Origin of the sequence: Ruminococcus sp. NK3A76 (genome assembly GCF_000686125.1) — a bacterium.
Taxonomy (GTDB): domain Bacteria; phylum Bacillota; class Clostridia; order Oscillospirales; family Ruminococcaceae; genus NK3A76.
Genome location: NZ_JMMA01000002.1, coordinates 686,261 through 702,086 on the forward strand (window position 1 = coordinate 686,261; position 15,826 = coordinate 702,086).

At 45.8% G+C, this 15,826-nt stretch carries 5 protein-coding genes; all 5 read left to right on the forward strand.

The genetic code is table 11. The annotated features are described in order from the left end of the window. Positions 1 to 30 precede the first annotated feature (30 nt). From CD05_RS17310 to CD05_RS19455, 5 genes are read left to right on the forward strand one after another with little or no spacing between them, the layout of a single operon-like run. Positions 31 to 8,664, forward strand: a complete 8,634-nt coding sequence (locus CD05_RS17310) for an SNF2-related protein (protein WP_051588800.1) — start codon at positions 31 to 33, stop codon at positions 8,662 to 8,664. Positions 8,665 to 8,667: 3 nt separating this feature from the next. Then, complete coding sequence (locus CD05_RS0103335) at positions 8,668 to 9,798, forward strand: DUF3848 domain-containing protein (protein ID WP_028509293.1); 1,131 nt, start codon at positions 8,668 to 8,670, stop codon at positions 9,796 to 9,798. A gap of 2 nt (positions 9,799 to 9,800) precedes the next feature. Beyond that, positions 9,801 to 10,889: a DUF3848 domain-containing protein gene (locus tag CD05_RS0103340; protein WP_028509294.1), complete on the forward strand. Its 1,089-nt coding sequence runs from the start codon at positions 9,801 to 9,803 to the stop codon at positions 10,887 to 10,889. Then, complete coding sequence (locus tag CD05_RS0103345; protein ID WP_028509295.1) at positions 10,886 to 11,509, forward strand: DUF3848 domain-containing protein; 624 nt, start codon at positions 10,886 to 10,888, stop codon at positions 11,507 to 11,509. The genes CD05_RS0103340 and CD05_RS0103345 overlap by 4 nt, the downstream gene beginning before the upstream one ends. A gap of 4 nt (positions 11,510 to 11,513) precedes the next feature. Next, positions 11,514 to 15,776 carry a YodL domain-containing protein gene (locus CD05_RS19455; protein WP_051588801.1) on the forward strand — a complete coding sequence of 1,421 codons (4,263 nt, stop codon included), beginning with the start codon at positions 11,514 to 11,516 and terminating at the stop codon, positions 15,774 to 15,776. Positions 15,777 to 15,826 lie beyond the last annotated feature (50 nt).

Consider the following 15,826-nt stretch of genomic DNA (forward strand, 5'->3'; position numbering starts at 1 on the left):
CAAAATACGGAGGAAAGGAGACAACATTTATTGAATAATCGGTATCAAAGCGTATGCTACAACTGGTCGGACGTGACCGAAAGGCTCAGACGGGATAAGCAGACACTTGCTCGTTTTCTGCGTTTTTCGGCTTCTCTTTACAAAATGGGATTCCCCGATGCGGCACTTGTTTTCTATCACGATCCCAATGCCACAAAGGTCGCTGAGCTTGAAACTTGGAACAGGCTGGGCAGGTTTGTAAACAAGGGCGCAAGGTCGATAGCCGTTTTTGGTGAAGGCGACAGGTGCAGACACCTTTTCGATATTTCACAGACCAACGGTAAGCCGATTCCTAACGGCTGGCGGCTGACGGAAGATGTGGCGGCGGAGCTTGTTGATGTCATTAGTGAGAATTACGGCAGGGAGTGTAAGGATATTCACGAGGTGCTTGCCGCTGTTGCGGTGGATAATATCAAGGCTCATAGCCCCGAAATGCAGTACACCATAGAGCAGATGAATTTGTCGCAGAAGGAAACTGCGGAATATCAGAGGTCTGTGGTGTCGGCGGTGCGTTTCGTAGTCGAAAACCGCTGCGAGCAGAACGGCGGTATGCCGCTTTCGGGAAACATCAATCTCAACGCTGCTGACTATTTCAAGGATACAAGAGATGTTATTCGTTTCTGTGACCTTGTTCAGAGAAGTGCTAAGGACAGCCTGCTTGAAATAGAGCGTGAGGTCATTCAGATTCTTAGGAAAAGGAGAGAAAGAGAGCATGAATTACAAGTTAAGCCCGACCGGACAGATGTTAGCAGAGGTAGCATACACGGACGACCCGCAGGAAATCGAAATGCTCAAAACACCGATAGGCAGGTGGGGCAGAATGTGGCAGGAGTGGGTGAGAACAGAGTACCCGACCGAGGAGACGGTGCTGATAGTAACGGGCAGGTGGAACATAATACCGAGGGAGATAGACAGACAGGCAGAAGCCCGGTTCACAGAGCTGGACGCACTCTACCGAAAAGAGAACCCTCGCCCCGTAACATTCAGCGAAATGCAGAAGTGGGAGAAAGACCGTCTGCTGACGATAGAGCACAGGATAATGGAGGAGATAGTTTATCAGCCGAGGAGCTGACCGCTGATACCCTTATACAGCGTTACCTTCAAAGTGACTTTAACCGTCGCCCCGACAGCTATGAGATAGCAGGGCGTTTTCTTGCTGATTTCCTTGATACCGATGTAGACATAGTAGAATTTTTTAGAAAGCACGAAGCCTACAAGTATTCCGAGAGACAGCAGGCGGAGATAATTCTCCTAATTGAAAACGCACTCCGTCTGCGTGAACAGGAACAGAAAAAGGCAGAGCAGACACCCTCGGAAGGTGATGACGGCTTTGTACTTATTGGAACATCGGGCATAGCTGTTCCGACAAATATGGAGCCAGTTTTCCCGACGGAGATAGTAGAGGATATTACTCCGCCGGAGGAAACTCCCGAAATTGATCTGTCAAGGCCAACCGAGGAAGAAGTCGAAACCGTTACACAGAATCAGCCTGCCAATGATACTGTTATTGTCAAAAATGAGACTGTTGTAACGACCGACCTGCCGCCTATTACAGATGAAAATATCATATTCGGAGTATTAAAGCAAGATCAGTTTTTCCATATAAAGAAAGATCGGATAGAGGCATTTTTCGAGAACAACACCGACCATGACGAGCGTGTGGAGTTTGTCAAACAGATATTTAATTCCGATTATTCGGAGGTGCTGCTTGGCGATACGGAAGAAAGCAGATATGGATATAAGACCTATGATGAGGGAATACATATCTGGAAAGGCAGCTATCTGAGCCGAACAATGGAATCGGGATTTAGCTGGGAGCAAATACAGAGCTTTTATGCCGATATGGTCGAGCGTGGGCTGCTGCTTGATACTCATGTGTCAGAAATTGACGAGCCTATTTTTACAGAGCCGACAGAGAAAAAAAGTTACCCCGAACCCGAAGAAGAAACTACTGAAACGCCCAACGAAAATGAAGGTGCAGAACAGCTTTCATTCTTCGGTGAGCCTGTTCCTGTGGAGCAGACAGCTAAAAAGGCTAAAAAGTCAAGCAAGACAAAAGTTCTGGCTAAAACACCAATGCCCAATTTCCTTATCACCGAAGATATGAAAAAGTATGTGCTGCGGTGCGGTAGTCCCGAAAGAGGCAGTTTGTCAAGGATAGTCGCTCAGCTTCAAAAGGGAAAGTCGATTGCGGAAAATGCCGAGTTTCTCAGAAATGAATTTGGCTCTGACGGCCGAGGATATGTGTATAATACTTCCGACTTTTCGGAAACTAAAAACATCTGCTCTTGGTTTGACGATAACGGAATAATCATCAGCGCAGGCGAGAACGTTGTAAATCCGTATTCTTCTGCAAAAATGCCTTGGGAAAGTGCGGCAGCAAGAATTGCGGATATGCTTGATAACGGCGAATTCTGTTCACAGGATATTATCGACGGTGCTGCCGAAAAAGAGATAAAGGATATTGCGGATAGATTGTGGTATCTTCATCAGGATACCGACAAAAGCGTCTATCAGTATTTTATCCCGGACGAGATGTTCAAAGGTGGATTCCCCGACAGCACCGAAAGAATAAAACTTGCTCTGCTGGATAAGGACACCTTGCAGGAATATATCAACGGCTTGGAGCAGTTTGTTACCGACTATGAGCAAAATCGTGACATAATGCGTTTCCATTTCCATAAGCCGAAAGAGCTTTTGTATAGGCTCAAAGACTTGCAGATAGAGCGTAAGCAGTTTATCACCAAGCCCGATTTTTCTTTCAAGGGATACTATTTCATTTCCGAACGAGAAAAGGACGCTCTGCTTGGATACGGCAGCGGCTTTTCTGACGGCAAGTTCAGAATAGAAAAGTTCTTCAAGGAAGATCACAGCCTGCCCGAGCAGATAAAGTTTCTGAAAAAAGAATACGGAACCGGTGGAGGGTCACGCCGTGGCGGTGATGAGTGGCACGATGCTAAGGGTATAGCATATATGCGTGGCGAAAGCATAGGTAAGCCCGATACCAAAATACTTATGAAATGGAATGAGGTAGCAAACCGCATATCAAGGCTCGTATCCGAAGGGAAATATATAACTCAAAAGGATATTGAGGATAAGATCCGTGACTGCAAGCGGATAGTGCAGAATTATGACCCCGACAGCTATTCTGATTTTGACAAGGAGTATGAACGCAGACAGTATCATGAAGCCCAGCAATTCTTGGGTGAGCAGGGTGTCGCAGTTGAAAGGCCTATAGACGGTCTGATCAAAAGAGCACAGGATACGGGAATTCCTGTGGAAATAAAGAATAGTCAGCCCGCCGAAGATGCGGCGGAGCAGGCTGTATATATGGATATTCGTGATGAAAGTTTCATTGAGCTGCACCAGACCGATGAGGGTATCTCATATACGCTTTATGCACCCGATCTGACAATTGTTGACGGCGGCGTGTGGGAAATGGAAGAATCCATGTCATTGATGACCGCAGCGGCTGAGATACTTGCAACGACAAGTAACGCACTTGCCGAGGTCGAGGACTATAACCACTTTATGGCTCTCGTGGATATGGACGCAAGACTTGATATTCCTGCGGAACTTGCATTGCTTAAAGCTCACATTTTAGAGGAACTAAGTGATGAAGCGGCAGAAATTCTCGATGCAGAGCCTACAGAGCTTGTGGCTGATGATGATATAGATGAGCCTGAACCTAAAAAGGTGGCTGTCAATACTCTCGAAAAGATAACTGCCGTACCTGTTATTCCGAAAAGCGGAACGCCTGTTACATATCATTTCAGCGAAAGTGATATTGTGCAGGGCGGTGCAAAATCGAAGTTTAAGGCAAATATTGAAGCAATAAAAACCTTGCAAAAAATCGAAGCCGAGAACAGATATGCAACCCCGGAGGAACAGTCTGTCCTTGCAGGCTATGTGGGCTGGGGAGGTATTCCGCAGGCGTTTATAACTGACCGTGCTGCTGATAATATCGGCGGTAATTTGGGCGATGCCGCACCGACGGGCTGGGAGGAGGAACAGCAGGAACTCAGACAGCTTTTGTCCGATGATGAATACAAGGCGGCAAGAGCGTCAACGCTCACAAGCTTTTATACTCCTCCAGAGGTAACGGACGGCGTGTTTCAGGCACTCAGACAGTTTGGTTTTGAGGGTGGAAACATCTTAGAACCTTCAATGGGTGTCGGCAATTTCTTTGCCAAAATGCCAGATGATATGCGTGACGGTTCAAAGCTGTACGGTGTAGAGCTTGATTCGATAAGCGGCAGGATAGCACAGCTTTTGAACCCTGAGGACAGAATACAGATCACAGGCTTTGAAAAGACAAGGTTCAATAACAACTCTTTCGATGTGGTGATCGGTAATGTGCCATTTGGTGACTATAAGGTATCGGATAAAGCGTATGACAAACTCGGATTCAATATACACGATTACTTTGCCGTAAAAAGCATAGATAAGGTCAAGCCCGGCGGTGTTGTGGCTATCGTAACAAGCAAGTTCACAATGGACAAGATGAACGATAAGGCAAGGCGTTACCTTGCTGAACGCTGTGATCTGCTTGGTGCTGTGCGTCTGCCGAATAACGCATTTAAGAAAAATGCCGGAACGGAGACTACTACAGATATTCTGTTTTTCCAAAAGCGTGAAACGCTGACGGTGCAGGTGCCGAGCTGGGTGCATTTCGGTGAAACGGCTGACGGCATACCCTGCAATCAGTATTTTGTCGATAATCCCGATATGGTGCTTGGCACAATGGCATGGGACGAGCGTATGAAGGGCAGATATGGTGATGACAGCAGGGTGACGACTTGTCTGCCGAACACCGAAACACCTTTGTCAGAGCAGTTAAAAGCGGCTATATCCAAAATCAAGGGCAAGATCGAAACTATCACCATTGCCGAAGAAGGCAAGCAGGATATTGAGATAATTCTCGCCGATCCGAGTGTGCGAAACTACACTCACACCATTGTTGACGGCAAGCTCTTTTTCAGAGAGAATGAAATAATGACCAAGGTTCAGGAAACCGGCAAGACCCTTGACAGAATGATGGGTATGCACTTTATTCGTCAGAAAACTATGGCGGTGATAGACGCTCAGGCAAGGGGCTGTGATGATGCAGAGCTGAAACGCTTGCAGGCTGATCTCAATTACACTTATGATATATTCAAGCGTGCTTACGGTGCAATAACTGACAGAGCAAACGAGCGAGTATTTCAGCACGATGATGACTACAACACTATTGCGGCACTTGAAATAGTTGATACCGAGAAAAAGACGGTAGAGAAAGCAGAGATTTTTAGCAAGAGGACTATCCTGCCCGAAACCGAAATAGTATCCTGTGAAACTCCGCAGGAAGCACTGCAAATATCCATTGACCGCAAGGGTAAGGTCGATCTGGCATTTATGGCAAAGCTTGTGGGTGTTGAGCCCGATGAGATAATCAAAGAGCTTGGCAATGATATTTTCAGAAACCCTAAGTTTATTAAGGATAACGATCCGTTATCGGGCTATGAAGATGCAAGCGAGTATTTGTCCGGTAATGTCCGTGAAAAGCTGCGTATAGCTACTGAGTATGCAGAGCATATAGACAAAAGCTTTGAAAAGAACGTCGAGGCACTTAAAACCGTTATCCCGAAAGACCTTGAAGCAAGCGAAATATCCGTGCGTATCGGTGCAAATTGGGTCGATGTTGAGGATTACAACCTCTTTTTGCGTGAGGTGCTGAGAGGTCAGCCATTTGCCCACCCGATCACCCGTACAAAAATGGGCGAATACAAGATTGAAGGCAAGTATCAGGACAGGTCGCTGGCATCTATGCAGACCTACGGTACAAGCAGAATGAGCAGCTATCATATCCTTGAAAATCTGCTCAATCAGCGTGATGTGGTGGTGCGTGATCGTCACGAGGAAGAAGGCAGAGTGTGGTATGAGGTCAACGCTAAGGAAACACAGCTTGCAAAGGACAAGGCTCGTATCATCAAGGAAGCCTTTAAGAACTGGCTGTGGGAGGATATGTCAAGGAGAGAAAAGTATGTAGATAAGTACAATAACCTTTTCAACGCTATTCGTGGGCGTGAGTATGACGGCTCACACCAGACCTATCCCGGCAAAAATCCTGCAATAAATATGCGCCCTCATCAGGCAAACGCTATTATGCGTGGAAAGCTTGGCGGCAACACCTTGCTTGCTCACTGTGTAGGTGCAGGAAAGAGCTTTGAGATGATCGCTATAACTATGGAGAAAAAGCGTTTGGGATTGATAAATAAAGCCTGTGTGGTTGTTCCAAAGCACTTGACTTTGCAAATGGCAAGTGAGTGGATGAGGCTTTATCCTAATGCAAAGCTGCTTGTCGCAAGACCGGAGGACTTCACAAAGGACAACAGGCAGAAATTCATAGCAAGGTGTGTTACGGGCGATTATGATGCGGTCATAATGTCTTTCACTCAGTTTGAAAGAATTCCTATGTCCGATGAATATCGCAGGCAGTTTATGGAGAATGAGCTGAATGAGTTAATGGAAGCTCTTGAAGATGTTGACAGCAGCGACAGAGTTTCCGTCAAGGCATTGGAGCGTCAGCAGAAAAAGCTGGAGGAAAGGCTTGAAAAGCTGATGAGTTCCAAAAAAGATAACAGCCTGTGCTTTGAAAAGCTGGGCTTTGATTACCTCGTCTGTGATGAAGCTCACTATTACAAGAACTGCTTTGTTGCAACAAAAATGTCCAACGTGGCAGGTGTGCAGACTACAGCCGCACAAAAGAGTGAGGATATGCTTATGAAAACGCAGTATCTTAATAACAAATACGGCTGCAATAATATCCTCTACGCTACGGGAACTCCCTGCACGAACAGTATGGTGGAGTTTTACGTTATGCAGAGGTATCTTCGCCCCGATCTTTTGGAAAAGGCAGGGCTTGAAACATTCGATGACTGGGCCTCGACGTTCGGTGAGGTAGTTTCACAGCTTGAAATAAAGCCTGCGGGAAACGGCTTTCAGATGAAAAATCGTTTTTCAAAGTTTGTAAATATCCCGGAGCTTATGATGATGTATAAGGAGTTTGCGGATATTCAGACACCCGATATGATACGCTTGCCTGTGCCGGAGCTTAAAACCGGCAAGCCTATAGTTGTTTCAGCAAAGCCCGACGATTATCAGAAGGAATATATGAAACAGCTTGCTCAGCGAGCAGAAATGATACACGGCGGAAACGTTGATCCGAGAGAGGATAATATGCTGAAGATAACCCACGAAGCAAGGCTGTTAGGTCTTGACTGTCGCTGTATGAACCCAGAGGTAGTACCTGCGCCGGACAGCAAGGTGAACAAGCTGCTTGATAACCTTGTTCGGAATTACAATGATACAATGGCTGAGCGTGGAGTGCAGATCGTTTTCTGCGATATAGCTATCAATGAAGATGCTGAGCATTTTTCCATTTATGAAGCGATAAAAAAAGATTTGGTCGAGCGAGGTATTCCGAGGGAGGAGATCTGCTTTGCAGGAGATGCCAAAACAGACAAGGCAAGAGCAGAGATGTTTGAGCAGCTTAGAAAGGGTGAAAAGCGTTTTATCCTTGCAAGTACATCAAAGCTCGGAACAGGTGCGAATATTCAAGACCGTATCTGTGCTATACATCATCTTGATATCCCGTGGAAGCCTGCCGATCTGACACAGCAGGATGGTCGTGGTGTGCGTCAGGGCAATATGTTCCCGGAGGTGGGTATCTATCATTATCTGACCGAAAACACCTTTGATGCATATATGATGGGCATAATCACAAACAAGGCTAAGTTCATAAATCAGATAATGACCTCAAAAGACCCTGTGCGTATTTCCGAGGACGTTGATGAAATGGTGTTGACCTATTCCGAAATGCAGGCTATTGCAAGCGGCAACCCTATGATAAAAGAGAAGATACAGCTTGATAACGATATTCAGACGTTAAAAATGCTTGAAAGCGAATACAAGAAATCGCTGTTTAGGTATCAGGAGCAGGCGGAGAGAACGCTGCCGCAGCGTATCGAGCAATACACCACTTATCTTGAAAAGGCAACGGAAGATCAGGAGAGCTTTATGACAAATCACCCCGAAGGAACTGCCTTCCAAATAGAGATTGACGGGAAGGTCTACTCGGAAGCGACTTCCGAGCACGTTCGTGAGGAAGCAGGTGAAGCCCTTGAAAAGCTTATAATCAAGGTTTCAACTACAGGAGAATCAATGAAGGTCGGAAAGTATTTCGGCTTTGACCTGCTGCTTGAACAGAATCCGCAAAACCTGAGTTTCTTTGAGCAGGGAGCGCCCTGTATCATATCCCTCTGCGGTTTACTGAAATACACAACCGAGGTCAATCTGCAAAATCATCAGGGCAATATGCGTAGAATAGAAAACCTTGCGGCAAACTCAATATCAAACCGTATCGTTCAGTATAAAGCCGATATTGAAAGGGCGCAGGCTAATCTTGCCGAGGCTAAGGAAAACATAACAAAGCCCTTTGACAGAGCAGAGGAGCTTGCTCAGAAGCAGGCAAGGCTTGAAGTGGTGAACGAAGCTTTGAGTAAGGGCGATGATGTTGTTCCGACGGTGGTAGAGGAGGTAGCTGACCAGCCAAATTTTAAGCCTAAAAATATGAAAAGAAGGTGAGTTATGACAACAAATCGTGAGGACAGCATCGCTGAGCTTGCCGAGGTGCTCACAAAGGAACAACTTGCAAATATCATATCCCATAATTATTCCGATCAGGCTCTTGCGGTAATGGCGGAGTTTGACAGGGGATATGTTGAACGCTTTGCCAATACCCTCTATGAAACCGAGAGTATGGAAAAGATCATAGTGGCATACCGCAACAGAATAATCGACTGGAAAGACATTTTGCATATTGCAGAATACTCCTGTTACGACTATTCAAGTGAAGAATACATAGATCAGTTTATTCGCTCTATTGAATCCAAAGAGGTCAATCATACCACCGCTGCACGGATACTTACCGCAACAGCCTATGAGCCCGATACATACAAGGGTCTGGTGGAGCTTGTAAAAAGCGGTGCATATTACCCAACGCAGTATGCAAGTATCGGGCTCAACTACAGGGTCGCTGCACAGCTGCGTGATATGGGTATTCCTCTTACTGCTATGCGAAAGGAAGGAATATACTATAATCTTGCAGATAAGTCTGAGTTTGATGAAGCTGTCAAAAACGGTGACAGAATAAAGCTTGTAAAGTTCCCTAAGCTGGCGGTCACGGTCAATGAAATGATGACCTATCCCGACTGGCAGGATTTCAAGGCTTGGTTCATAAGGCATACAGCTATCGACAGAGAAACGCTTACAAGCATAGGGCTGTCCGATCAGTACAGATATTTCTCTATGGAGCGTTATGCCGACAAGCTGGTGGAAAAGGTCGCAGCAGAGCATACTGCATTTATATCGGATATGAAACAGCGGCAGCCGGAGGAAATAATCGGGTCTGCTTATGAGATAGTCATCAAGGAGCAGATAAAGGCTTTTATGACCGAGGTGCCGCAGATAATACACGAAAACAAGGTAGATGCACTTATGTCAAGCAGGAACACGCTTGACGATATTTACAAGGAATGGCTTAGTGACGATGTTTTTGCTGATACCGACATTGAGATCATAGTGGATAATACAGCCGATAAGCTGATTGCCGCAAAAGAGCGTGAACAAAAGCTGGCGGCAGAGCTTGCAAAAAAGGCAGTTACAGAGGATATGCAGGACAAGCCACGTTTCAAGCCCGGTAAGAAAACACGGAGGTGATAATGATAACAAGGGGAGAGTGTTACAAAAAGATCGGGGAGATGGTCGATAATGTTGAGTTTTTCAAGATAGCACAGCACCGCTTCTCCGATTACACATTAAGCGTTATAGCTGAAAACAGCAGGGAGCTTGCTGACAGGCTGGCACATACAAAACTCAGCAGCGAGGCAGTTGAGCGCCTTGTAAAGGCTTATGATACCAATATTATATCCTACGGTGATCTGCTGCACATAGCTAATTACAGCCTTGTTTCGGGCGGCAGCGAGAAGTATCTCAATGATTACTTTTCTTCAATAGCCGCAGGGCTGGACACAAAGACCGCTTCACAGATCTTGGTGGCTTCAAAGTTTGAGGACTGGTCATATAACGAGATATATTCTCTCGTAAAGTCGGGAACATACACAGTGGACGACAACACCTTTGTTGCCCTTAATCCCGATGTTGCAAGAGAGATAGACAGGCTGGGGTTGGAGCTTTACGCCTATGACAAGACAAACGATTTTTACCTTGTCAAGGACATTGACAAAACAATTGCCGATGGTGACGCTATTACTTTTTCAAAAAGTGCGCTGGCAGTCAGGATAAATGAAATGCGTAACGATCCCGACTGGAACGCTTTTCGTGACTATATCGCTGAGGATATGGACGACATAAACAGTTTGACAGTCGATAGCTTGATTGAAGCCTATGAGGATTACCGCAAGGAAGAACTGAATATAGAACTCAGCCGTAAGGTGGATAAGTATTTTGAAGCCTTTATCTATGACATCAGAGAAAAGGGCGTTGATGAAGCCATTAAATGCTGCTATGAGATAACGGTAAAGACCAATATTCAAAGCTTTATTGAATCCGAGCCTGCGGATATATCACCGGAGCAGTACGGTGCGCTGCTGTCGGCAGATAATCCACTTGATGTTATATATGGTTCGTGGCTGAAACGGGAGTATCTGAGGACTTATGATGATATTCCGAAGGCAATGGAGTATGCGGCGGATAGTATTCTGGAATCAAAGAAAAGGTCGCAAGCAAAAGATAACGAAACGATATCCGATAAACCGCAGATACCTAAAAAGAAAGGCGGTGCAAGATGAATATGACAGATAATGATTTTGAGCCGCTGTACAAGCGGCAAGAGGGCGATAGTGCTTTTGATACTGCACGAAAGGAACGTCTGAAAAGTACTTTTGATGAGCTTTCTCACGAACCCGATTGGTCGGGCTTCAAGGACTACCTCAAAGCACAGCTTGGGGATAATATGGACAAGCTGACCCCATATATCTTGAATGATATGCGGAACAAATACCACGCTGAATTGTCAATGAACAGCCTCGCAGATAAGGTGGCAGATGAGTATGACCGCTTTATCAAGGATATAAAACAACAGCCTGCCGACAGGATCGTGGAGACTGCTTATGAGATAGTTCAGAAGGACGATATACGGGAGTATTGCAGCGGAACGGACTATGTTTTATCTCAGCAGGAGCTTGATGAGCTGCTTGCTGCGGATAACCTGCTTGACCGTCTTTACGATAAGTGGGACGAGCTTTCAGAGGTGCATAGTTTATATGATATGGATATGATGCTCGAAGAAACTGCATCCGATCTGAAAGCCGAAAGGCTGGAGAGGGAAAGGAAAGCAGAAATGTCAGAGTCAAAGCCTGATGACCTGACGGACAAACCGCATAAGCCAATGAAGCACGGCAGGAGGTGAGTAAATGGCTTGGAAGAAATCATACACCCCCGAAGAGCGAGCCGAGTACAAACGCAAGCAGGCAGAGGAAATGCAGGATGTTTTCAAGCGAATCGACAAGGGAGTTGAGGAGGTTTTTAACTCCGACAAATACAAGGAATACTTGAAATTCGTATCAAAATTCACGGACTATTCCGCCAGAAACACCATGCTTATAAACCTCCAGCGCCCCGATGCAACACTTGTAGGCTCCTACGGCTTGTGGAAAAGGCTCGGTCGCTCCGTCATTAAGGGAGAAAACGGAATAATGATAATGTCACCCGTACCGCACAAGACAAATCAGTATGTCGAGATCGAGCGTCAAGCAGAGGACGAGTGGGGCAACAAGCTATATAATGAGGACGGCACCGAGAAAATGGAAACGGTCGAAAAGGCTATTGTGGAAATAGCTTTCAGAAAGCAGTACGTTTTCGACCTGTCACAGACCGACGGCAAGCCCATTCCCGATCCTGTTCAGGAACTTTCGGGAGAGATAGACGAGGAAAAGCTTAATGTCATTTTCAAGGCAGTCAAAAAGGCTACGAGGATAGCCCCGGAGTATCGTAATATTACAGGCGGAGCAAAGGGATATTATTCTCCGAGTTCTAATTCCATTATCATAAAGTCTGGAATGAGTGGTGAGCAGGTGCTAAAGACTGTTGTTCACGAATCGGCGCACTGTCTGCTGCATGATCCCGATAAAAAGATCGTTACAACAAAGTCGCCCCGAAACGAAAAAGAGGTGCAGGCGGAAAGTATTGCCTTTATCGTATGCGAAAAGCTGGGCGTGGATACCTCGGAATACTCTTTTCCCTACATAGCCTCTTGGTCGGAGGGTAAGCAGCTTGACCAGCTCAACAAGTTTCTTGATGAGATACAGAAAGCCTCACAAACTATCTTTGAGTCCATAGATTCCGAACTGCTGAAATACAAAAAGCGTGATCTTACAGTTAATGAGATAATGGACGATACCGAGCTTTCAAATGTTCAGAAAGCCGAGATGTACCTTGATATAGTAACGCAAAACGGCATTGTCTTTTCCGAGGAAGAAACAGCAAAGATCACAGAGCAGGCAGAAAAGGAAACAGATATTGGTGCTGTTTTTAAGCAGATAGACGATACTGCCAATACCATAAATCAGCGTAACAGCTATGGCTATGATTTTCAGTATATGGATCCTATCGACACTACAGAGGAAGCACTTGCGGCTTTTGACAGGGGAGAGGCGGTCTATCTTCTTTATCCCGACGGTACAGAGGGTATGGCTGAAAATCGTGAGGAGATAGAGAACTTTTCCGGTCTGTTCGGTCTTGAAAAAGAGAAAAAGCAGGTGGTGGCTGTCGAGGATAATCCCGATCTGTATCCTGTTTCAAAGACAGAAGCGATAGAAATGTGGAGCAGAGGACTTGATGTTTTTATAGACGGAGTGCAGGCTGAGAGCTTAGAGCAGGTGGAAAACGCACCCGATTCAGCCCGTATCTGTCTTAGTGAATTTCAGTATTCGGCGGAACTTGATTTCGACAAAGGAGGTTTAGGAAACGTGAGAAATCAGCAGTTTTATGATAATTACAATCAGCAGAACTATCCTCAGCAGAGGAATAACAATATAATCGGGAACACGCCATATGATCAGCTTGGAGGCAGGGGAGAATTGCAGTATTATCGTGGTTTGAACACTCGGCACGCTCAGAATATAGCAAGACAGCTTGAAGCAGACGGTGTGCGTTTCAGCGGTGTTATCAAGGGCGGAACGACTACTATTACTATCAATCGTATGGATATACAGCGTTATGAAGCGGCTGTTGACAAGGTTAAGCAGACCTACGATCAGCGTAACAACAGGCAGGGAGGTTATATGAATAACGTTCCTTATCAGCAGAACGGTGATAGCCCTCAGCAGCTTGCTAAGGATATAGAGAATTTCCTGTATAACCACAACGCAAACGGCTATCGTAGCATTGCTCAGGACAGAGCAGTCTCGGCTCGCAGTATTCAGAATGATATTGCGACTGGAAATGTCGGTACGATAAATGAGTATCTTGGAATGGTAGTAAACAATGTGGGTAATGCACAGGTTTCCGGTGAGGCAAATGAGCTGCTCACAAGAGTTGGCAATATGGTGAACGCAAGACAGCAGGGGTATCTGCAAAACAGCTTTCAGAATAATCAGCCGCAGCAGACAAACCCAAATGTCATTGGCAATACGCCCTATGAGCAGCTTGGTGCTCGGAATGAGCTGCAATACTACACTAAGCTCAAAAACCGCCATGCTGACAACATAGCTGCAAAACTGAATGAGTACGGTGTGCGTTTCAGCGGTCTGCGAAAAGGATTCAGTACAACGATCACAATAAACAAGGCGGATATTCCGAGATATGAAGCGGCTGTCGCAGAGGTGAAGCAGAGCTACCAGCAGAACAGCAGAGTCAATAATCAGAATAATTATCGACAGAGCAGTTATCAGCCAGCCTTTGCTGCACCTGCTTATGCTGACAGAGGCGGCTTTGGAAACGCCAGACCGTTTATAGGGGATTTTGATAATATCCCACGTCAAGGCGGCAGTATGCCCGATGCTCTTTTCGATACGCTCTCAAATATGCCGCAGAGGTCAAATGCGGCTTTTGATTACAAGTCGGTGCCTATCGTGGTGGAATCATATATGGATGCGAAAATGAACGGGCGTTTGTCGGAGCTGCAAGCAAGCATTAAGGCTTCACAGGCTTGCAGGGATTACATAGAGCAGAATATCCACTCGGCTTATGAGAACAGGAATCTGTCGGGCTTTGTTCAGAATTTGGTTGATAAGTTCGGCATTGACCGTGCTATGTACACAGTTGCAGCAACTATTCAGCTTAAAATGCAGGACGGGCGCTTTACCAATGAGGTCAAGGACATGGCTCGTCAGTATATGTTCGATTCTGATAAGACAAGGCTGAAATTCTTGACCGAAACTCACCCTGTAATCGTGAATCATCTATTTGAGGAAATGATCGACAAGAAATTCCACTTGCAGAGAGAACACGCTGTGATCGAGGAAAAGACAGAGCTGCCCGATTATTTCAAGGACAAGTATCTGCTGCCTGTGGAAAAAGTGTCGCTTGTAGATGACTTTCGTGGAATCCCCGAAACCAAGTATTATGAAACCTCGGCAAACGAGTATTATGTTGAGGGTATCGGCTGGCTTGACAATGACGCTTATGACCGTGAGCAGAAGGAATCGGGGCTTGATGCTGACGAGTTTTACAAGAGGGTCACTAAGATCAATGCTCACTACATCGACGCTATGGGTATTCCCGGTGACGGTGATATGACACCGGAGGTATTTGATCTGATGCAGCAAAAGACCTATTCTCCCGAAAACAAGGAGGAATATGAGTGTTTCAAGGAGGCTCACAAGCGCCGCATTGCTACGGCAGGAGTTGCTGATCTACCTACCGAGTATTACGGTGTTAGGCAGAATAACAACGGAAAGTACGCTGTGGTCGGTATTGCTGCTGACGGTATCGTTACAGTTGTCAAGAGGAACTTATCTACTATACCGGAGGCAAAGACAGCTCTGCTTGATGTATATGAACAGCGCAAGACACAGGCTCATGTGGAGCTTACCCACCCGCAGACTATTGATGAAATATCTGCAAAAATGTACGATCCTTCGCAGGGTATGCAAAAATATCAGTACAGGATAGATAAGTGTGACGATAAGCCCGATTCCACACATATGCTTGTGAAATACACCCTTGATGAAAAAGAGGGCAGCTATTCGCAGACTGGTATTCTGTGTTATGGTGACTATTTCAAGTGCAATGAAGCATTAAAGGCTGCAATAGCTGCACCTACACCTCCCACACCACCGAAAGACAAGCCTACATTTGAGATCTATCAGTTCAAATCCGGTGATGATACGAGGAATATTCGTTTCATTAGTCTTGCCAGTCTTGCAGAACATGGGAGAAAGCCTGAGCTTTCGACCTATGATAAGGTCTATGAGGGGGATTTTTCAGAGTATGAGAAAAAAGGCGGAGACATAGCAAAGCAGCTTGAAGCGTTATATACCAAGTTCAACATAGATCACCCTGCGGATTTCAAGGGGCATAGTTTGTCCGTTAGCGATGTTGTGATTGCAAAGGGCAAGCCCTACTATATTGATACTTTCGGCTTCAAGGAGCTGACGGATTTTAAGACCGAGCCTGAACGTGAGCAGAAACAGGAGGAGCAGAAGAAGGCAGCAGCTAAAAAGCCTAAGAGATAATACAAATATCCGAGGTCGGTGACGAGCCGCCCTCGGAAAAATTTTATAAA

Bases quoted from the DNA above. Each gene is read 5' to 3' on its own strand.
- CD05_RS0103335 (WP_028509293.1), top strand. From the start codon at position 8,668: ATGACAACAAATCGTGAGGACAGCATCGCTGAGCTTGCCGAGGTGCTC.
- CD05_RS0103340 (WP_028509294.1), top strand. From the start codon at position 9,801: ATGATAACAAGGGGAGAGTGTTACAAAAAGATCGGGGAGATGGTCGAT.
- CD05_RS0103345 (WP_028509295.1), top strand. From the start codon at position 10,886: ATGAATATGACAGATAATGATTTTGAGCCGCTGTACAAGCGGCAAGAG.
- CD05_RS19455 (WP_051588801.1), top strand. From the start codon at position 11,514: ATGGCTTGGAAGAAATCATACACCCCCGAAGAGCGAGCCGAGTACAAA.